The organism is Streptomyces sp. NPDC048606 (genome assembly GCF_040650855.1).
In the GTDB taxonomy this organism is placed as follows: Bacteria; Actinomycetota; Actinomycetes; order Streptomycetales; family Streptomycetaceae; genus Streptomyces.
On record NZ_JBEZIB010000004.1, the window covers coordinates 61,363 to 80,947 of the forward strand.

Sequence of the window (19,585 nt, forward strand, 5' to 3'; positions counted from 1 at the left end):
AGCCGAGTGCCGGACCGGGTCACCTCGGGCGGCCCGAGTGGAGGGCCGCCAGGCCTCGGGCGTGGTGGAACGCCGCCACGGAGTCCTGCGCGTCCGTCCACGGCGCCGCTCCGCACCACCCGCCGATCAGCCGGAACTGCGCCAGGGCCTCCGCGTACCGCCCGGTCTTCACGAGCACGGCGGCGTACAGGTGCCGTATCGCGGGAAGTCGGCGGTCCTGGGGGTCGGCCTGCGCCAGGTCGGCTCGGACGCCGGCGAGCACGGCCTTGGTGGCCCAGGTGCGGTAGGCGGCGTCACCGTCCTGGAGGACCGCCTCGTACACGGCGTGCAGCTGCAGGGCCGAGAGCAGGCTCCCGGCCGGAGCGGAGGCAGCCGCCCGCTTGGCGAAGTCGAACATCAGCCGGTGGGAGCCGTGCCACTTAGCGCACCAGTACTGGAGGGCCTGCCAGTGCGCGTCGTAGTGCAGCGGCGCACGGCTCGTGACCTCGCTCCACAGGCCGCGGAACTCGTCGTGGGGGAGCCACATTCCCCGCGCGGCGGCGACCATCGTGACCCAGGGCGAAGGGTCGCGCGGGGCCAGCCGCGCCGCTTCCTGGGCGGCGTACACGGCGGTCGGCAGCAACTCGTGGAACCGCGCCACCTGCTCGGCGGACGTGCGGTCGATGTACCCCTCGCCGCGCGCCGCCCAGGCACGGAGCAGCAGGGCGTGGGCGTGTACGACGACGGCGTCCGCGTCCTGCGGTCGCTTGGCGCGCCAGACCCGCAGCCAGTGTTCGTCGTCCACCGCCAGGTCCGCGAACACCTCGACGAGCCGCCAACGCTCCTCCCAGTCCTGCCGCTCGGCGGTCTCCGCGAGGAGCCCGGCGGCGGGTTCCCACGCGCCGTTCAGGGCGGCGTCGACGGCGAGGCGCAGCGCGGGTTCGTCCGAGGGCGGGCCGGAGCGGCTGCCGTCGAGTCGCTCGCGGGGGACGAGGCCGTAGGCGGCGGCGTCGAAGTGGTGGGCCTTGCGGTTGCGGACGGCGAGACGGGTGGTGTGGACCAGCGCCCAGAGGAGGACGGCCAGGCCGACGGCGGTGATGATGTTGGTGAGCACAATGGGTGATCATCGCTGGTCGGGGTCACGACAAGCGAACGCTGAGGCAAAGTACCGGACTCGATTCCGGTGCCCGGCCCACCGCCGACGCACCGAAGGGGCGCCGGCTTCCTCGCCGAGAACGAGCACGAGAACGAGAACGAGCGGGGAAACGAGCACGGAGTCGTCAGATCGCGATCGGGAGCTCCTCGATCCAGCAGTCGACCGACTTCGCGGTGATCACGCCCCGGGCCTCCTCGGCGTCGGCCCTGGTCAGGAAGACGCCCGCCCCGGAGACCTCGGGTCCGTCGCGGTGGACGACCCGAGTCATGACGACGTAGACGTGGCGGTAACGCTCCCGTCGGACCGCGGGGTTCCCGTCGGCCGACAGCGCGTCGACGAGTTCCCGTGCCGAGGCCGTGTCGAGGCCGGCGTGAACGCCCTGGAGGGGCCGGCTGGGCCAGACGGCCGGCCGGGAGGGGGGAAGTCATGGAAGAAGCTCATCTGGGTGCGGCCGAGCACCCCTTCCCTCCAGCCGACGGCCATGGCGACCACGAAGTCGGACTCGCCCTGGCTTTCGAGGACGAAGACGTGCTCGTCCCGGCCGAAGTGGACGCTGGGGTGGTCGGCCTCGACCCGCTCGCTCTCGGTCTCGGTCGCGCATCTGATCACCAGGCCGCGGTAGCAGCTGCGGATCTTCACCACGGCGGCGGGCTTGAAGAGCAGGTCGATCGTCGTGTCGGGCTCGCCGGGCTCCTCGGGATCGCCGCCGCTCCGCATCAGGAGTTGCCCGTGGCTCGCCGTGTAGGACCAGAGGTGGAACGCGCGCTCGCTGCGGAAGAGTTCCTTGCCGGGGACGAGTTGATGATCGAGATTGAGCCAGGTGCTGTCCGTCATGGGCTCACGATCTCCGCCCCGAGGATGCTGGTCAATGCGTTTCCTCGGCCCAGGGAGCGGGTCCCCGGGACTCGTTCGGGTGAAGTCGGGCCTTAGTGCGAAGGCGCTGGGTAGGGCTGCCGTCGAGGTTCCGTGCACCATGCAACGGAGCCGATCGTCTCGGCCGCCCTGGAGGGCCCGTGTCCGCATCCCCACGCTCCTGACCGCCGCCTCCGTCGCGGTGCTCCTGTCCGTGGCGGGGGCAGGCCTCGCGGCCCCCGCGAACGGCGCCGGCGCCGTGCCGGCGGCGGAGCGGTCCGCGCGCGTACCCGGCTTCAACGCCACCGGCGTGTACGACATCCACCAGAGCAACGCGACCGTCCACGTGGACTTCTCGCAGAACGCCGAGGGGCGCCTCTTCGGGTCGGTGCGCTCCGGCAACACCGTGGGCAACGTACGGGAAGGCTCGGTGGACGGTCAGCAGATCTACTTCGTCATCGCCTGGTCGCACGGTCCCGTGGGCCGCTACACCGGACAGCGCGGCCCGGACGGCCGGCTCTCCGGTACGACCTACGACCTGACCAACCCCAGCAGCCAGGCGACCTGGCGCACCGAGCGGCGGTTCTGAGCCGGTCGGGACCCGGTCCGGAAGGCCGGGCCACCGCGCGCACGGCCGCCTGCGCTCAGCGACGGGTAGGCGACCGCCGCGCTCTCGACGAAGGACCGGACCCACGGGCCGGTGACCCCCGCGTCGCACACCACCACCACGTGGCTCGGTGCCATGTCGACCAGTGGTACGACGGCCAACTCCGCGGACGGCAGGTCGTGTCCGAGGGGCGCCGGCCCGTCCGTGTCGACGTTCCACAGCGCCGTGTGCAGACAACTCCTGGGCGGCGCGCACCACCGGGCTTCTCGCGCGGGGTGCCGTCGTGGCAGTACGCCTGCGAGACCGGGTCGGTGCGCTGCGGGAACCGGCACCGCCGGCGTTTGTTCAGCTCGGCCGACCGCAGCCGGTCGCGGAGTGCCGGCGGATCGTCGGCACGCAGGACCACGCCGACGCGATGACCCGCTATGAGACCGAACGACCGAACGACCGAACCCGCCACCGCCTCGACCGATGCGGGGATATCGCGTGGCGACCGGCCCCCCGGACAGGCAGGGTGTGTGGTGATGAGCCATGACGACGAAGCGTTCCGCACCCTGTCCTACGCCCCCCACGACACTCTGGAAGGGCTCCTGCAACGCGGTCGGGGGCTCGGCGCCGAGTACGCGCAACGCGATCCTGAGGCCGCCGCGCCGTTCGTGTACGACGGCATCCGCCGGGACTGGAAGTGGGACGGTCAGACCGACACCCGCCGTCTGTACCTGGCCCGGCTGCTCCGGGACCTGGAACTGTCGCCTACACCGGTCGTCGATCAGCTGGCCGGGGGCGAGGAAGAGTGCTCCCGGGCCGCCGACGTGCTGGAACTGTTCGCCCTCGCCGGTTCGTGGGAGGCCCGGGAGGGCCTGCGGGCCCACATCCGCGACGGCGCGCACTGGGTGCCCGTACTGGAATCGGTCGCGGATCACTGGCCGGCCGCGTGGTGGGAGGACCTGGGCGACGTCGCGCGCGCCCGGATCGGCGGGCAGGAGGAGCTCTTGTGGTCCTCCGAGCCGTGGGGCCGGTTCGGGATCGAGGTGCCCGGGTACCGACCCCCGCCGCGGCCGTCGCTCGGCGGCCTGGACGACCAGGAGTTGCTCGCCCTGCTGGCGGCCGGCGGTACCGAGTTCAACACGAGGATCGACGCCCTGCGCGCGTTGGCCGGCCGGGACCCGGCCGAGGCGCTGATCCCGCTTGTGCCCACGCTCCACACCCCGGACGGCCGCAGGCCCCTGCCGCTGCTGCGCCGGGCGGTCGACCGCCTCGGGGCCCTCGCGGTGCCGGCGGCGCACGCGTGGGCCGCCGACGAACGGGAATGGCTGGCCCGATTGGGGGCGGACGTCCTGGCCGACCACCCCGGACCCGAGGCACTGCCCGGGCTCATCGCCGAACTCACCGAACAGTGGGAGGCACGCGCCTGGTGCGGACCCGACACGACCGCGAGGCGACTGGCGCGCTTCGGTCCCGACGCCGGTGACGCCGCCCCGATCCTGTGGAGCTTCTGGCAGCACACGCCCCATTCCTACGAGCGGGCCGACTACCTGCGGGCGCTCGCCGCGATCGACCCGTCGGGCCTCGACGACGCCCACACCGAGTCCCTCTGGGACTGCGAGGAACGCGCCCGCCTGCTGGGGATCGCCTCCGCACCCCACCGACCGCGGAACCTGGAGCGGATCAGAGCACTCCGCGACGACCCGATGGAAACCCCGGAAGTCCAGGCCGCGGCAGAAGCCCGCCTGGCCGAGCCCGTGGACACCGGCCTCCCCGGGCCGAGTTGACGCGGGAGTCAGGCATCCGCCGCCGGCCCGCGCGTCGCGAGGGGATCCCCGGCGGCTCTGGCGTCCCGCGCCGGTCTGATCGAAACTGACCCGGCGTGAGACGGGCTCGTCCGATCGAAGGTCGAAGGGGGAAAGCGTGCGCGTGGGATCGAGCAGGGGAGCGGCGGCTCTGGCGGTCGCGTTATCGGTGTGGGTGGCGGGTTGCGGTGCCGGGGAGAAGGGCGGGACCCCGGACGGGGGCAAGGACACCGGCCCGAGCCGTACGGCGGAGAAGACCACGGAGCCGACGGAGGAGCAGCCCCGGCAGCTGGTGGCGCACGACCCTCCGCTGATGTTCGGCCTCGCGAGCGGGGCGCCGCTCAACCGGTTCGGCGTCGGCGCCGTCGCGCTGGACGGCCGCAAGGCCTACACCTACGCCTCGGGGCACGGAAGGATCGAGGTCGTCGACCTGGCCTCCGGCGAGAGCGTCGGCCGGGGAGCGGGCCCCAAGGGGACGCTGCCCGAGACGTACGGTGAGGACGCGCTGGAGAAGAAGGCCCCGGTGTGCGAGCGGAAGCGGCCGGGAGTCGGGACGGTCGGCGGCAAGCGCCTGGCCGTCGGCGTCTTCCCGACGGTGACCAAGGGGACGGGCACCACCGCCGACACATCGACCTTCGAGCTCGTGGCGGTGGACACGGCGTCCGGCCTGGCCGCACTCCAGGTGCCGCTCGACGTTCCCGTGAGCGGCGACTCCTGCGAGGTCACGGGGGTCTCGGACAGCACCGCCGTGCTCGTCCTGGGAGGCAACCTCGGCCCGGCCACCACGTACGGCATCGATCTGGCGACCGGCAGGCGGGTCTGGGATCGACCCGACTTCGAAGCGACCCTCGTGCAGCGCGGGAAGGTGGTCGGGAAGGACCACGCGGGAGGGGAGAAGACGGCGAGGGCGCTGGACGCCGCCACCGGACAGGAACTGTGGCGGTCGAAGGGCCTCACGTCGGGCGCCACCATCCGCCCGTTCTCCCCCGATCTGGTCCACATCGCTGAGGACTCCGCCTACGGCGGGGACCAGGTGCTGGGCATCGCCGACGGAAACCCCCGGGAGGTCGAGGGCTTCGGCCGGCGACTGCACCAGGTGGAGAAGTGCGTGTACGACGAGAAGGCGTCCACGTTCTGCTTCGCGCGCACCACCAAGGGCGGGGAACTGGCCGGGTACGACGCGGTGAGCGGCAAGCTCCTGTGGACGGTGGGAGGCCCCTCCGAACAGGAGGGCCGCGAAGCGCCGCTGCTCCTGACGGCGTTCCACGGAGCGGTCTACGGCCAACTGCTGAGCGACGGCCGGCCGGGAGACCCCATCGTGCTGGACGGCGGGACCGGCAAGGACCGGGAGCTGTCCCCCGGCGCGGCGCCCCTCCTCGTCAACGAGTACGCCGCCCTGACCTCACGAGGCTGGTACACGACGACCGGCTGACGCGGAAGGCCGATGCGCCGGGAACGGCCGATGCGCCGGGAACGGCCGGCGTGATCGGCCGCCCGAGCCGAGGTCAGGTGCGCTCCGGAGGGGCCGCGCCCAGGGCATCGGCTTCGGCTTCGGCGAGGGCCTCCGCGAGGGCGGCGCGGGTGGCCGGGAGGGCGGGGTGGTTCGGGCCGAGGAGCTCCTCCTCGTCGGCCAGCAGCTCGGTGAGTTCGGTCGCCGCGCGGGCCGGTTCGCCCGCCGCCGTACGCCAACGGGCCAGGTCCATGCGGGTGCCCAGGGTGTGCGGGTGCTCCGGGCCCATCACGCGCAGCCGGTCGGAGAACAGCGGCTCCAGCAGGGCCACCGCCTTCGCCGCGTGGCCCGAGCGTCCCGTCCAGTCGGCGATGCGGGCGCGGGTGGCGAAGGTGTCGGGGCCGTCGGGGTCCTCGACCTGTTGCACTTCGAGGAGGTCCCGCAGGGCCGCGAGCGCGCTGCGCACGTCGCCGAGTTCGCCCCGGTGGTGCATGGCCGCCGATCGGGCGCGCAGCACGTCCGGGTGGTCGGGCCCGAGGCGCGCCTCGTCCTCGCGCCAGGCCTCCTCGTGCAGGGCCAGGGCCCCGGCGTGGTCCCCCGAGGCGGCGAGGAAGTTGGCGAGGTGGTTGCGGTTGCTGATGGTGTCGCGGTCGGTGGACCGCCCCAGGCCGATGCGCAGTTCGTACAGGTACTTCAGTTCGACCACCGCCGCGTGGGGGTCGCCCGCCGCGCCCCGCCAGACGGCGGCGCTCTGCCGGGTCTGGAGCAGACCGGGATGGTCGGACGGGTACAGGGGTGCCTGGTCGGCGTAGAGGGCGGCGTACGCACGGGCCGCTCCGGCGGGGTCGCCCGCCTTGGCCTGCCACCACGCCAGGTGCCCCCGGGTGTCGAGGCTGATCTCGTCGTCCGGCGCGAAGCGCGCGTCGACGACCTCGCGCAGACGGCGGAAGTGGCGCAGCGCCGCGCTCGCCTGGCCGGAGTCGCCGAGGCTGTGGCCCATGCGGTAGAGCACCGGGTGCGGTACGGGCGTGAGGAGTTCGTCCCGGGCGTGGCCGGCGAGGGCGAAGGCGTTGGCGCGCAGGGCCCGGTCGAGGCGGGCGGGGACGCCCGGTGCCTGCCAGCCTTCGACGAGGGCCTGCGCGGCGGTGCTCACCGCGGAACGGCGTTCGGGTGCGGCCAGCAGGTCGCGGGTGGCGCGCTGGGTCAGGGTGTGGACGCGTATCGCCTTGCCCGCGAGCGCGCCGCCCGGGCCGGGCTCGCCGGTGGCGTGCTCCGGTGGGCGGGATGAGGTGGCGGTGGTGTCGACGGAGAGGAGGCTCAGGTGGCGCAGGTTGTGCACCGCGTCGTGCACCTCGTCGCGGGCGGTGGCATCGGAGGGGTGCGGGGAGAGTGCGGACAGGGCCGGGGTGACGAGGAGTTCGCCGGGCACGCCGGTGCCGTCCAGCAGGCTGAGGACCTGCATGACGGGGCCGGCCACGCCGCTCGGACGCAGCGCGTCGGCCCGTTCGACCGACAGGGACCAGGCGGCGCTGAAGGGCAGCGGGTAGCCGTCGGGGAGGGAGTTCGGGACCAGCTCCGCGAGCCTGGCGCCCTCCCGGGCGAGGCGGGCGCGGTACGCGGCCGGGCTGATGTCGCTGTCGAGCAGGAACGCGGCCGTCTGCGCGAGGCCCAGGGGCAGGTGGCCGAGGTCGGCGGCGAGGGCGGCGAGGTCTTCGGGGGCCGCGCGGTGCGGGCCGAGGCGGGAGGTGAGGTAGGCCAGGGACTCCCGTTCGTCGAAGGGGGTGAGGTCGACGACGGTGCCGCGGGCCTGGAGGGCCGCGTCCCGTCGGCGGGTCGTCACCAGCGTGACGCCGTGATCGGAGTACGGCGGCCACAGCCCTTCCAGGTCCTGGGGCCGGGCGAGGTCGTCGATCACCACGCACCAGCTGCGCCGGGCGCGGGCCAGCCACCGTTCGAGTTGGGCGGCGGCGTCCTCGGCGTTCGGCCGGGTGGTGCCGGTGAGATCGGCGGCGATCGCGGCGAGGTCACCCACCAGCTTCTCGCGGGACGCGGCCGTCACCCAGATCACGAGGTCCAGGGAGCCGGCCGAGAGGCGCTCGCGGACGTACTCGGCGGCCGTCTGCGTCTTGCCGACCCCGCCCGTTCCGGTGAGCAGGAACCGCCCCGGCCCCTCGGGTACGCGCCGTCCGGGCCGGGCCAGGAAGGCGCCGGCGGCCTCCGGAACCTTGCCGAACTCGCGCGGCCACGTGCGGCCCTCCGAGGCCGCGCGGGCGTCCGAGGCCGACCGGCTGCCCTCGCGCCGCACGGACAGCAGATCCTGGAGGAGCTCGTAGTCGCGCCCCCAGCCGGGCAGGTCGGGTTCGCCCGGCAGCCCCTGCCGGCGGTGCAGCGCGATCACCAGGTTCTGGACGGTCTCCAGACGCGGCGTGTGCGTTCCGGAAAGGGCGTCGCCGAGCGTCGATCTGGCCACCGGCACATGGGCCCGCCTGGTGGCCTCCACCAGTTCGCCGTACGAGCCTCCGCCCCGCTCCTCGATGTGGGCGCGCAGCAACGCGGCGAACCATTCGCGGGGGGTCTGGCCGGGGGAAGGTCCGCGCTGCGGGGCCCGGCCGTTCTCTTCGTCGGTCACGGGCCGATCGTAGGAACGGCGGCGCCCCGGGCACCGCCGTTCCCACGAATTCGGCACCTCGGGTTCAGTTCCCGGCGGTGGTGCGGTTCCCCTCGGCCTGCCGGCCGCGGCGGGCGCGCAGGCGGCGGCGACCCGCACGGACGCCCCTGCGTACCAGGGCCCCCGCTCTGCCGGTCGCGATGACGAGCTGCAAGTACGGGACGAGGTCGGTCAGATGACTCAGCAGGACGTCGGACAGATGAACCAGGTCCATCACGGGGCTCCTCCCCGGGCGGTGTCCGTCCCGGGTGGCTCCCGGTGACGTAATCCAAGGTTGGAGGCCCGCCGGGTGTCCGACACCGAACTCGGACGGCCGTCGGACGCGGCCGGACGCCCCCGGCGCGCCGGGAGCGGTCAACGGCCGCACATGACGGGCGAGTTTGCGCCAGTCGGGGCCAGGACAGGACCGGGTGGTGCCCGTAGAGGGCGGGCGCACGAATGTCGGGAGGGTGGACCATGGCAGCCGACATCACAGCGGAGATGTTCCTGAAGGCCTTCAACAGCGTGGGTGGGGACAGCAGCGCGGCGGCGCAGGCAGTGGGCAACTACAAGACCCTGGAGAGCTGGCGGGCGTCCCAGATCGCGCAGGCGGCGGCCGCCGGGGCGGCCGCGATGGCGATACCGGTGGCCCACATGGCCACCCTGGCGGCGGACTTCGTCGTCCTGCTGCGCAAGATGGCCGTTTGCGCCTGGGGCATCGGCTACAAGCTGGGCGCCACGGTGGAGTCCGAGGACGACCTGGCGATCATCCTGGGACTGTGGTCGGGGGCGGTGGAACGGGACGCCCTGAGCGTCACCGCGGTCTCCGCGGGCGGAGCCGCGGGCCTGATCGCGCTCAACGCGACGTACCCGACGTTCGCGCAGGCCGTGATGACGCAGATCCTGACGCAGAGCGGCCACGCGGCGATGACGGTGGTCGCCGGCAAGGTCGGGGGCAAGGCCGGCGGCAAGATGGCGGTGAAACTGACCAAGCCGGTCCTTCAGATGAAGGCGCACGCGATCGCGGTCAAGTTCTCGATGATGCTCGGCTCGAAGGCCGTTACGGGCATCGTGCCGTTCCTCGGGGCGCTGGCCGGGGCCGCGATCAACGCCCACTTCGTCAACAAGTTCGCCGACGCCGCCGAGACGTACTACCGGGCCAAGCTCACCTACCCCGGAGGGCCGGCGGGCTCGCGCGTCCCGGCGCAGCCGGCGTAGCAGGCGCGCGATCCGGTCGGGAGGATCCGACCGGGCTCGGGGCCGTCACCTTCCGGTGACGGCCCCGAGCCGTTGCGGGGGAGCGGCCCGCGTCGGAGGACCGACCGGGTCGACACCGTTCGACGAAGGCCCGCGGAGTCGTCCCGCGGACACCGAACATCCGACCCGAACGAGAAGGCCTCCCTCGAACGGCTCGAACCGCAAGAAATCCAGCCGCGCTCGACAACCGGACGTACAAGGACGGGACACACCACATGCGGATCGCGATACGACGGTTTTGGGCCCGGCTGCTGGACTGCCTGTTCTGCGCGGTCCTGACGCTGCCCGTGGGATTCCCACTGGGGTGGCTGGCCTTCCAATTCATGGGCATGAGCCTGAGTGAGCGGCTCAACGAGTTCTCGAGGGGCATGGGCCACGAAGGCAAGGACGCCAAGACCTCCTGGGCCGACGCCGGGGAGGTAGCCCGGCCCATGGCGGATGCCACCGACTTCCTCCTCCTGATGCTGATCATCGTGTTCCTGGTGACCGCCACCTGCTACGAGCTGCTCTTCGTCCTGCGCGCGCGGCGCACCCCCGGCAAGGCCCTGCTGCGCCTGACGGTCCGCAACACCTCGACGTCGGGTCGCGCCGGCGGGTTACGGGCCCTGTGGCGGACCGTGCTGCTGTACGGACCGCTGATCACCGCGACGATCTACCAACTGGTGCCCATCCGATACGCCGTCCTCCACGACCGGCCGGTGGACTGGGACGCCATCACCACCTGGCCGATCACCGCCCTCTACGTGTTCCCCCTGGCCGCCTTCCTCCTCTCCTTCGTGATCCCGGAACGCGCCCTCTACGACCTGATGGCAGGAACCCGCGTCGACAGGTGACACGCGCCGGGACCCACTCCGGTCGCTCCGACGCGGCCGGGGTGGAGGCGAATGCCACTGCCGCCGATCACCGATTGTCACGGTTTCGTCACTGCCACACGCGGCGCCCGTGCCGCCCGTACGTTGGCGCGATCACGTCCGGCACGTCGAACGAGGTCACGCCATGACGCAGCAGCCCCCGTACGGTCAGCAGCCCCCGCCCGGATACGGCTACCCGCCCCCGCCACCCCCGAAGAAGTCGCCCGTCGGCAAGATCCTCGGCTTCGGCTGTCTCGGGATCGTCGGAGTGTTCCTGGCCGTCGTCGCTGCGGGAGCGATCGCGGGGAGCGGCCACGACACGTCCGGCGAGGACCCCGCGCCGCCGGCCGCGGCAGCGCCCGGGCAGCCGGAGGCCCCGGCGGGAAAGGCGGCGGGGACGAAGGCGGCGGTGGAGGTGACCGCGAGGAAGACGGCGTTCAAGGCGAGCGTCCTGGCGCAGGGCGACGGCTACACGAGCGTCTCGGTCACGGTCACGAACAACTCGTCGAAGGCGATCGACGTGAATCCGCTGTACTTCACGATCACCGACACCGGCGGCGGCAAGCACACGTCGGAACTGGGCGTCGACGAAGACCAGATCAGCACGGTGCAGCTGGCCCCCGGTGAGAACGTGACGGGCACGGTCACCTCGAAGGGGAAGTTCACGGCGAAGTCCGTGGCGTACACCGACGGCCTGATCGGGAAGGCCGTCCGCACCGACGTGTCCTGAAGGCCGGGTCGCACCGCCGCGCGCCGGGGAGCCCCACACCCCTGGCGCCGGGCGCCGACGACGCCGAGTACGTCGACGACAACACCGGAGGTACGGCGGACGGCCTGGAGGACACCCTGGTTGACTGGTACGGCACGCCGCGCCTCGCCGCGCACCGCACGCGGATTCCGACGAAGGAGCGATCATGGCCGATCGGCAGGAGGCCCAACGCCGTCGCTACGTCTGGGGCCGTTCCCGCTTCGAGAGCCGGACGGCCCCGGTCGCGTGGGCCGGCGACGTACTCCGCTGCGCCGCAGCGCACTTCGAGCCCTTCCGGAGGTCGCCGAGGCCGTCCTCCTCGCCGAGACCGAGGCACAGTGGCCGCACGCCGCCGACGTCTTCGACCGGCTGCGGCTACGACGCCTGGACGAGGAGGCACCCCTGAGCGGGCGGGAGGACGTGCTGTTCACCCTCGCCGAACTGGTCGCGAAGGTGGCCCACAACGCCTCGGGCATGTTTCCCCCGTACGACCACGACGCGGGCTGGCTGATCGCCCCCTACGCCGACCGCCTCATCAGGACCACCGACGACCTCGCGCTCCAGTCCGACCTCACGCGGGTACTCGGCGGCCGACCGGACGCCGACTGATCTCCTGTCCTTCGGCGGGACCAGGACGACGGCTACGTTCCGGCGACGGGTGGTCCGCCCAGCAGGCGGGTGCGGTCGTGGGCGGTCCCGTCGTGCTCGACGGCGTCGCCCGGCCGCTGGAAGTGCACGGCCGCCGGCAGGCCCGCGCGGTAGGCGTCCAGACCGGCCCGGCAGTACGCCACCATCGGCCCGGTCAGGGCGTCCAACGGGTACCAGCCCATGCCGTCGCACCGGTCCGGTTCCATGATCCGCGGCCGGCCCGACCACCTGCGCACCTCGAAGAAGACCCCGAGGCGCGAACGGGACCCAGTGGGCGGGCGGTGGTGGACGGTGACCGCGGCGGTCACGTCCTCCACGCCGATGGACACGCCCGTCTCCTCACGGGCCTCCCGGATCACCGCCGCGACCATGTCCTCGTCGGGGTCGAGGTGCCCGGAGGGCAGGTGCCACAACCCCGACGCGTACACGGGCCCCGCCCGGCGCGACAACAGCACCTCCGGCCCGCCCTCGCCGTCGCGGCGCAGGATGAGGTGCACGTCGACCGGCACGGTGTGCCGGGCCCCGCCGCTCACCGCGACGTCCCGGGCCGGTGGCGGGCGTGGGCGTGGTCCATCGGAACGAACGGGGGCACGGCTCTCCGATCTCGTGGCGCGGGCGGGATGTTCACCCGCGGTCGGGGTCGCGGGTGTCGGGGATCCGGGGAAGCCAGGGCACGGCGTTCTCGCGGAAGCTCTGGTCGACCGGCACCAGGTCGGGCGGATTGCCCAGCGAGGAGAGGGTGACCGCGATGTGGGTGGCCCCGTCGTCGAGTGCGCAGATCTGGCTGCCGCAGCCCGGGCAGAAGCCGCGCCTGGAGTCCGGCCAGGTGTAGTGCCACGACGGTTCTCCGCCGCCGCTCCATGCCAGGCCGTCGAGGGGGAAGGAGACCCACGTCATCATCGGTGCCCCCGAAAGCCTCTGGCAATCGTCGCAACTGCAGGTGTGGGGGTGGTCGGGCGGCCCGGAGACGGTGAACCGGATCCGGCCGCACCGGCACGCGCCGGATCGGGGGGTGGTGACATCGGGGGTGGACGGGCTCATGTCCGCTCCTCGGTCGGGGCCGTGTCGTGGGCGCCGGTGGGCTGGTGGGGGATCGCGGCGTCGAAGGCCGAGGCCTGGAGCAGGTAGGCGTCCCGGAACTCGCCGGTCCCCGTCGCCGGGTCCATCAGCCTCTCGAAGGTGCCCGACTCGGCGATCCGGCCGTCCTTCAGGACGTGGATGAGGTCCGCGTGGCGCACCGAGTGCAGGCGGTGGGTGATGAGTACGATCGTCTGCCCGGTGCTCGTGGCCAGTGCCCGGATCTGGTCGAAGACCCGCTGCTCCGCGACCGCGTCCAGGGCGCTGGTGGGTTCGTCCACGATCAGGATCTCGGCCCGCCTGTACTTGGCCCGGGCGATCCCGATGCGCTGCCACTGCCCGCCGGAGATCTGGTGGCCGCCGCGGTAGCCGCGGGCCAGCAGCGTGCCGAGCCCGCGCGGCAGGTCGTCGAGGACGCGGTCGGCGCCGGAGAAGGAGGCGGCCTCCTCGACCGCCCGGTCGTCGATGGCCGCGCCGGGTTGGCCGATGCCGACGTTCACCCGGAACGTGAACGGCCACTCGTAGAAGTCCTGCGACATCAACGCGACCCGTCCGAAGACCTGGTCGCGGTCCGCGGTGCGGGCGTCCACGTCGTCCCACCAGATCGTGCCGCCGCCCTCGTCCGGCAGGTACAGCCCGGCCAGCAGCCTGACCAGCGTCGACTTGCCGGAGCCGTTCTCGCCCACCAGCGCGATGATCTTCCCGGCCGGGAACGACAGGCTCACCTCCCGCAGCGTCGGCTCCGGCTCGCTCCCGCCGCTGCCGGGGTAGGTGAAGGTGACGTCCTCGAACCGGACCTCCCGCAGCCGCTCGGGCAGATCCCGTCCGCCCACCGGGATCGCCCGGACCTTCGCCTCCCGGCACAGCCGCTCGAAGTCGGCGACGAACAGGCTCTCCTGGTGCAGCTCGGTGATCTGGAGCACCAGCGTGTCCAGACTGCCGGCGCCGGCGCGGATGGCGAGGACGGCCGTGCCCGCGACGGCGAGGTCCATGGCCCCGCCCCACAGCAGGCGCCCAGCGCGCCGTAGGTGAGGAGGGTGGCGATCCCGCCGGCGCCGTCGGCGACGAGTCCGACCCGGGCGGCCCGCCGGGCGAGCCGGGTCTGCTCGCGTTCGCTGGTCTGCGCCATGGTCCGGAAGTGCCCGAGCAGGAACGGGCCGACGCCGTGGACGCGGACCTCCGCCGCGGCCTCCTTCTGGGTCAGCAACTGCCCGAGCAGGTGCCCGGCCCGGGCGTGCTGCACGAAGGCGTGGAAGGAGACGTACCGCTGCCGGGAGATCGTGAGCGAACTCCACGCGCTGGGCAGCGTCATCAGGACCAGCAGCGGCAACAGCACAGGGTGCAGCACGGTCAGTACGCCGGCCGCGGCGACCAGGGACACCCCGGCGTTGAGGGTGTTGGTGCAGTAGCGGATCATGCGCCGGGCGGAGTCCGCGCCGTAGCGGGCCGCGTCGAGGAGCCGGTGGAACTCGTCGTCCTCGATCGCCGCGAGCTCCGTACGGTGCACGAGCCCGAGGTACTGCTCGGTCGCCACCCGTTGCACCTTGGGTTCCAGCGCTCCGGTGGCCGCCGTCGACGCGGAGCGCAGCAGTGAGCCGAGGAACGCCGTGACGGCCACGACCGCGAGCGCGGGCACCGCCTGGGCGAGGCGCTGATGCGTGCTGCCTCCGGCCAGGATGTGCCCGAGCACGCTGTTGACGGCGACCAGGCCGACCGCCTGCGTGACGCCGCGGCCGGCCTCGGAGGCCAGGACCACGCGCAGGGCCCGCGCGTCGGCCAGGTGCGCGAGCCGCAGCCCGGTGCCCACCAGGCGGGGCAGCTCCCTCGCCATGGCCCAGAGCCCGAGCTTCAGCCAGGCGCCCTCGTGCCGGTCCCACCCGATGTCGTAGGCCAGTTCACCGCCGAAGAGCAGCCGTTCCGACTCCGACACCCCCGCGGAGCCGTGCCCGGCCTTCGCGTCCCCGCTCACGCGGCCCTCCCGGTGTCGGGCCGTACGGCGCGACCGCGCGGGGCGGAGGCGTCAACGCGACGTCCGCCGGCCGGTCGGGAACGTTCGATTGCGACGGGGAGGTCGAGCCGGTTCGGTAAGAGGTGCACGGGGTCCTTCGGATGGGCGCACGACTGGTACTGGTGCTCCAATAACGCCTCCCGTTCGGGTGCGTCACGGCCGGATCGGAGACGCGTGGTGAACGGATGTTCTGATCCGGCCGGGTGGGCTTGCCGGGCCTGCGCCGGCGGATCTGAAACTCGCTCGAACAGGTTCCTGTCACCCCACCGGGGGATTGTCCGGCTGGACTGCCGTGGTCCCCGGGGCCGGGCGCCGTTCCTCCGGCGCCGGGTATCAGCCGTCGAGGTCGAACATGCCCCACGCCGTGTACGGCTCTGCCTGGACGTAGATCCTGCTTCCTCGACCGACGACCCGCCGCCGGCCGGGGGCGGACCCGTCAGGCAAGGTCAGGAGGCCGAGGCCCGTGGGCTCGACGGTGGTCTCGGTGAGCTCTCCGAGGGCGAGTCGGTCGCGCTCCTCGCCGTAGCCGCCGTAGAAGACGACCCGATCGTCGTGGACGGCCACCGCCTTGGCGCCCCGTATCCGGTTCGCCCACACCCGCACGGGCCGGCCGGGGCGATCGGGGCGTATCTCGACGAGGGGGAAGTCCGTGTACGCGCACGCCCAGGCGCCGGCGCGGGAGACGTTCAGGGCGTAGCAGTCGAAGAGACCGGGGATCCGGGCACCGTCCGACGTCCAGGCGAGTCGTCCCGTGGCGCTCCAGCGGCGGATCCCCTCCGGGTTCTCGTCGAAGTGCCCGACCCAGATGTGGCCCGACGCGTCCACGAGCAGGTGGTCGACGGCGTCCCCGACGCCGAAGGACGAGATCTCGCGGCCGAGCACGTCGAAGACCTGGACCTGGTCCGCGTCGTCCTCCCGGCGGGTGCGAGGCGCGGCGACGACGAACCCGCCGTCGGGCAGACGGTCCAGGCGCGGCCGTCGGGCGCGCACGGCGCTCAGCTCGGTCAGTTCGATGTCGCCGCCCGGATGGACGGAGACGACCAGCGCGTCGAAGGGCGGGACATCGCCGCCCGTCCGCGGAGCGCGCTCGGCAAGCAGCCAGTGGGCGGAGCCGAAGACGTCGACGGTACTGGTCAGGACCTGACGGTCGTGGTGTGCGCGGGGGAGGTGGGCGTAAGGGACGAGGGCGGTCTGCTGCACGGGCGGGCTCTCCTGGATGGGCGGTCACGGCTGTCGGGCGCTGCGGTGAGCGGTGGCCGGTGGCGCGCGAGCGGTGGAGAGCGGAGCGGGGCGCCCAAGCGGGGCGCTAGAGGGCATGGCCCTTTCTGGTCGTCATGAGCTGATCATCATTCATGTCCGACCGCGTGACAAACCATTTCGACCGGGCGGAGCCCTGCATCGTCGTCAGGTCAGGTGGAAGACGGGCCCCTTCGGGGTGAAGGGGAGAGAGGCGGCCCGGGGGATCAGGTAGGCGTGCTCGCGGCGGATGCGCAGGGTGTCGCACCAGCCGTCGGTGATCACCAGGATCGGAGCCGCGGGCGGGAAGTCCTCGGCGCGCTGGAGCAGGTCGACGCCCGGCTGGAGCACCGTGCCGCCCCGACCGCGGACGCGGACCCGGCCCGCGATCTCGGTCGGCGGGACGTAGCCCGCGTCGTACGGCGCCGCGTCGCAGAAGACGACCCGCGCCGCCGGCACGTCACGGGCCTCGGCGTACGAGGCGATCGCGCCCAGCGCCTTGCCGAGCAGCGCGGCGTTCATCGAACCGGAGGTGTCGAGGACCACACCGAACGTGCAGCGGGCGGTCTCCTCGGGCGGGAAGTACCGGCCCGCGCGCGGGATGTCCGGGGTCGAGGCCTGGCGGCGCGCGGGGCGCGCGTAGGACCGTACGGCCTCGGGCCTCGGCACGTGCTCGTCGAACCAGCGGGCGAGCCGGGCGTCCCACGGCACCGGCGGGTGGGCCAGCGCCCGGATCTCCTGGACGAGCCCGGCGGGCAGCAGACCGCGCCCGCCCCGGACGTGGAGGTCGAAGCCCTGGACGAGGCCGCGACGGTAGAACTCGTCGAGATCCGTGTACGGGCGCCCCGCGCCGTGCGCGAGCGGCTCGCCCAGGATGTCGCCGGCGCCCCTGCCGCGCAGGGTGGCCAGGCGTCGCATCCGGCGCAGGTCGCCGGCGATCCGGTCGTACACCTCCTCGACGGAGAGCCCGCGCAGCGCCGGATCGTGCAGCAGCCCCTCGGGCATGCTGCCGATCCGCATCTCCACCAGCCAGTCGTTGACGACGTAGTCCGCGGCGACGTTGTGCAGGTACGGGTCGCGGCCGCCGCGGCGCTCGCCGTGGCGCAGGGCGGCGTGCAGCATCTCGTGGGCCAGGATGAAACGCCACTCGTCGTCCTCGAAGGCGCGCAGCGGGTTGACGTAGATCTCCCCGGCGGCGGCGCTGACGGCCGCGATGGCGATGCCCTGGGCGCGGGCCAGTTCGGCGTCGGCGACGACGGTGAGGCCGGCGGCGAGTCCGCCGAGCAGCGGGTACGAGGACACGAACCAGTTCAGGGCCCGGTCCCAGGGTCGCTGGGCCACGCGTTCGCCGGTGGTGCGGTCGCGGCGGCCGCCGGCCACGTCCATGGCGGCGGAGACGCTACGGGTCAGGGCGGCGGCGAACGCGGTCTGCCAGTCGGGGACGGCGGCCCCGCCCCCGGCCCGCCAGGGGGTCAGGACCTGGTCGGGGGCCTGCCCGGCGGTGCCGCAGTGCGCGTGGGCGGCCGGGATGCCGTCGCGGCGCCAGCGGGCGGCGAGTTCGTCCGCGTCGCCGCCCGGGTAGGCGGCGGGCAGGTGGTCGGGGGCGCGGCCGACCGGGAAGGTCAGCAGGAAGCGGTTGACGACCGCGCAACGGGCGGCGATGTCGAAGGGGTCCGGCTGGGCGCGGTCCTCGTCCTTGTCGGCCGGTACGTGGCCGAAGCCGAGGTGGAGCAGGGCGTGGGCGATCGTCCAGGCCCACTCCTGGGGTTCGGCCCGTCGGGTGGGGTGGACGTGGATGATGCCGTTGGAGGTGACGGTGGCCAGGCCCCCGTCCGGGGCCTCCGGGCAGCCGGCCTCGCGGCAGATCTTGGCGTGGAGGGCACCGAGGGCGGGGTTCCGCTTGGCCAGGGCCAGGCCCTCGGCGAAGGCCTGGGTGGCCGGGTCGGGCTTGACGCCGGCCTTGGTGGCCTTGGCGGACGTCTGAGCCCCGGCCTTGCCGCTCCGGGTCACCGGCGGGCCTCGACCAGGCGCGGCATGTCGCGGGCGGCCTCGATCAGGAACCATCCGGGCAGCACGGGCAGGCCGTCGGCGTCGTCGGCGATGACGGTCTGGGCGACCTCGACGGAGATCTCGGCGAGCTGCACGAGGAGCGACTTGAAGCGGTGGGTGTGCTGCCGCAGGGCGGGCGAGACGTGTTCCTTCCGCGCCGGGAGTTCCTTGAGCAGGCGGCCCCGGAAGGCCTCGGCGAGGTAGTAGAGCAGGTCGCGGTCCTGGAGCCGGGTGGGCCAGGAGGCGTCGCCCTTCAGGATGGCCTCGATGCCGAAGGTGTGGCGGACGATCTTGGCGTAGCCGCAGAAGGAGACGGCGTGCGCGGGGGTGAGCGTGCCGTGGGCGACGACCTTGAGGGTCGGCTCGTCGATGTCCGCGCCGAAGGAGTGCAGGGCGTCGGAGAGCATGTGCCAGGAACGCGGGGTGGAGAACGGCTCCTCGGTCTTGGGCGGCTGGGACCAGAGGTGGTCGGGGCGGTCGGTGAGGTAGTCGGTGACCCACGGGTGGACGCCGTGCTCGCCGGCCCACACCAACCAGTCCTGCGCGGACGCCTGGAGGTGGACGTGCGTGAGCCGGTTGACCAGCGCGGAGGCCATGGGCCGGGCCAGCGCGTTGTCCGTGGCGCGGTTGCCGGCGCCGATGACGATGGAGCCGGCGGGCAGCTCGTAGGAGCCGATCCGGCGGTCGAGGATCAGCGAGTAGAAGGCCTTCTGGACGTCCGGGCCGGCGGCGTTCAGCTCGTCGAGGAAGAGGCAGTACGGCTCGTCGCGGGCGATGGCCTCGGGCGGGCAGAACACCGAGCGGCCGTCACGGATCTGCGGTACGCCGATCAGGTCCTCGGGGGCGAGCTGCGTGCCGAGGAGGCTGACGCACTCCAGGCCGAGGGAGTCGGCGAACTTCCTGACGAGCGAGGACTTCCCGATGCCGGGCGCCCCCCAGAGGAACACGGGCCGCACGGTGGCGAGACCGAGCAGCAGTTCGGGCATCTGGGCGGGGGTGACGGTGACGGCAGCCTGCACGGGCGGGAACGTCCTTCGGGGTTGGGGTGGGGTAGGGCGGGGCGGCGTGGTGCGGTGCGTGGTCCGGCCAGTGTCGTCGCACCACGCACCGCCCGGCATCCGGTTTTCCCGTGGGATCCCCGCCGCAGGCCGGCGGCCCGGTGCTTCCGCTTCGGGACACGGGCCGTCGCACGGTCCCCTATGATCGCGGGGCGATTGGTGTGAACAGGTC

At 73.1% G+C, this 19,585-nt stretch carries 17 protein-coding genes and 2 pseudogenes; 7 read left to right on the top strand and 12 right to left on the bottom strand.

Features of this window, described 5'->3' with window-relative positions:
- Positions 1-19: 19 nt before the first annotated feature.
- From AB0D01_RS05965 to AB0D01_RS05975, 3 genes are all read right to left on the bottom strand, one after another.
- Positions 20-1,093: a hypothetical protein gene (locus AB0D01_RS05965; RefSeq protein ID WP_363053807.1), complete on the bottom strand. Its 1,074-nt coding sequence runs from the start codon at positions 1,091-1,093 to the stop codon at positions 20-22.
- A 166-nt stretch (positions 1,094-1,259) separates the two neighbouring features.
- Complete coding sequence (locus AB0D01_RS05970; protein ID WP_363053808.1) at positions 1,260-1,403, bottom strand: hypothetical protein; 144 nt, start codon at positions 1,401-1,403, stop codon at positions 1,260-1,262.
- Positions 1,400-1,969 carry a hypothetical protein gene (locus AB0D01_RS05975; RefSeq protein WP_363053809.1) on the bottom strand — a complete coding sequence of 190 codons (570 nt, stop codon included), beginning with the start codon at positions 1,967-1,969 and terminating at the stop codon, positions 1,400-1,402. Before AB0D01_RS05975 ends, AB0D01_RS05970 begins: the two co-directional genes overlap by 4 nt.
- A 139-nt stretch (positions 1,970-2,108) precedes the next feature.
- Between AB0D01_RS05975 and AB0D01_RS05980 the strand changes: the two genes are divergently transcribed.
- Positions 2,109-2,576, top strand: coding sequence for a hypothetical protein (locus AB0D01_RS05980; protein WP_363053810.1), 468 nt, complete (start codon positions 2,109-2,111; stop codon positions 2,574-2,576).
- Positions 2,577-2,641: 65 nt separating this feature from the next.
- On the opposite strand, the pseudogene AB0D01_RS05985 reads toward AB0D01_RS05980, so the two are convergent.
- Positions 2,642-3,006, bottom strand: a pseudogene (locus AB0D01_RS05985) (LysR family transcriptional regulator); the annotation flags it as partial.
- Between the two features lie 112 nt (positions 3,007-3,118).
- Here AB0D01_RS05985 and AB0D01_RS05990 point away from each other — a divergent pair.
- A complete protein-coding gene (locus AB0D01_RS05990; RefSeq protein ID WP_363053811.1) occupies positions 3,119-4,366 on the top strand; it encodes a hypothetical protein in 1,248 nt (415 codons plus the stop codon).
- Between the two features lie 136 nt (positions 4,367-4,502).
- Positions 4,503-5,816 (top strand): PQQ-binding-like beta-propeller repeat protein, encoded by a 1,314-nt coding sequence (locus AB0D01_RS05995; protein WP_363053813.1) that lies wholly within the window; start codon positions 4,503-4,505, stop codon positions 5,814-5,816.
- A 73-nt stretch (positions 5,817-5,889) separates the two neighbouring features.
- Here the strand turns inward: AB0D01_RS05995 and AB0D01_RS06000 are convergent, their stop codons facing one another.
- Together AB0D01_RS06000 and AB0D01_RS06005 are read right to left on the bottom strand one after the other, a co-directional pair.
- Entirely contained in the window at positions 5,890-8,463 is a 2,574-nt protein-coding gene (locus AB0D01_RS06000) for a tetratricopeptide repeat protein (protein WP_363053815.1), read from the bottom strand.
- Positions 8,464-8,527: 64 nt separating this feature from the next.
- Positions 8,528-8,716, bottom strand: coding sequence for a hypothetical protein (locus AB0D01_RS06005; RefSeq protein ID WP_363053816.1), 189 nt, complete (start codon positions 8,714-8,716; stop codon positions 8,528-8,530).
- 242 nt (positions 8,717-8,958) lie between these two features.
- Here AB0D01_RS06005 and AB0D01_RS06010 point away from each other — a divergent pair, with 242 nt between their 5' ends.
- From AB0D01_RS06010 to AB0D01_RS06025, 4 genes are all read left to right on the top strand, one after another.
- Positions 8,959-9,699 (top strand): hypothetical protein, encoded by a 741-nt coding sequence (locus tag AB0D01_RS06010; RefSeq protein ID WP_363053817.1) that lies wholly within the window; start codon positions 8,959-8,961, stop codon positions 9,697-9,699.
- 254 nt (positions 9,700-9,953) lie between these two features.
- Positions 9,954-10,571: an RDD family protein gene (locus AB0D01_RS06015; protein ID WP_363053818.1), complete on the top strand. Its 618-nt coding sequence runs from the start codon at positions 9,954-9,956 to the stop codon at positions 10,569-10,571.
- A 163-nt stretch (positions 10,572-10,734) separates the two neighbouring features.
- Positions 10,735-11,319, top strand: coding sequence for a DUF4352 domain-containing protein (locus AB0D01_RS06020; RefSeq protein ID WP_363053819.1), 585 nt, complete (start codon positions 10,735-10,737; stop codon positions 11,317-11,319).
- Between the two features lie 264 nt (positions 11,320-11,583).
- Positions 11,584-11,946, top strand: coding sequence for a hypothetical protein (locus tag AB0D01_RS06025; protein ID WP_363053820.1), 363 nt, complete (start codon positions 11,584-11,586; stop codon positions 11,944-11,946).
- A 32-nt stretch (positions 11,947-11,978) separates the two neighbouring features.
- On the opposite strand, the gene AB0D01_RS06030 is transcribed toward AB0D01_RS06025, so the two are convergent.
- From AB0D01_RS06030 to AB0D01_RS06055, 6 genes and pseudogenes are all read right to left on the bottom strand, one after another.
- Entirely contained in the window at positions 11,979-12,518 is a 540-nt protein-coding gene (locus tag AB0D01_RS06030) for an NUDIX domain-containing protein (protein WP_363053821.1), read from the bottom strand.
- Between the two features lie 91 nt (positions 12,519-12,609).
- The gene (locus tag AB0D01_RS06035; RefSeq protein ID WP_363053822.1) at positions 12,610-13,026 is read right to left on the bottom strand and encodes a GFA family protein; all 417 of its coding nucleotides are present in this window, start codon (positions 13,024-13,026) and stop codon (positions 12,610-12,612) included.
- Positions 13,023-14,893 (bottom strand): annotated as a pseudogene (locus AB0D01_RS06040) (ABC transporter ATP-binding protein). Before AB0D01_RS06040 ends, AB0D01_RS06035 begins: the two are co-directional and overlap by 4 nt.
- A 510-nt stretch (positions 14,894-15,403) precedes the next feature.
- Positions 15,404-16,270: a hypothetical protein gene (locus tag AB0D01_RS06045; RefSeq protein WP_363053823.1), complete on the bottom strand. Its 867-nt coding sequence runs from the start codon at positions 16,268-16,270 to the stop codon at positions 15,404-15,406.
- A gap of 204 nt (positions 16,271-16,474) precedes the next feature.
- Positions 16,475-18,316, bottom strand: coding sequence for a hypothetical protein (locus AB0D01_RS06050; RefSeq protein ID WP_363053824.1), 1,842 nt, complete (start codon positions 18,314-18,316; stop codon positions 16,475-16,477).
- The gene (locus AB0D01_RS06055) at positions 18,313-19,374 is read right to left on the bottom strand and encodes a MoxR family ATPase (protein WP_363053825.1); all 1,062 of its coding nucleotides are present in this window, start codon (positions 19,372-19,374) and stop codon (positions 18,313-18,315) included. The genes AB0D01_RS06050 and AB0D01_RS06055 overlap by 4 nt, the downstream gene beginning before the upstream one ends.
- Between the last annotated feature and the right edge of the window lie 211 nt (positions 19,375-19,585).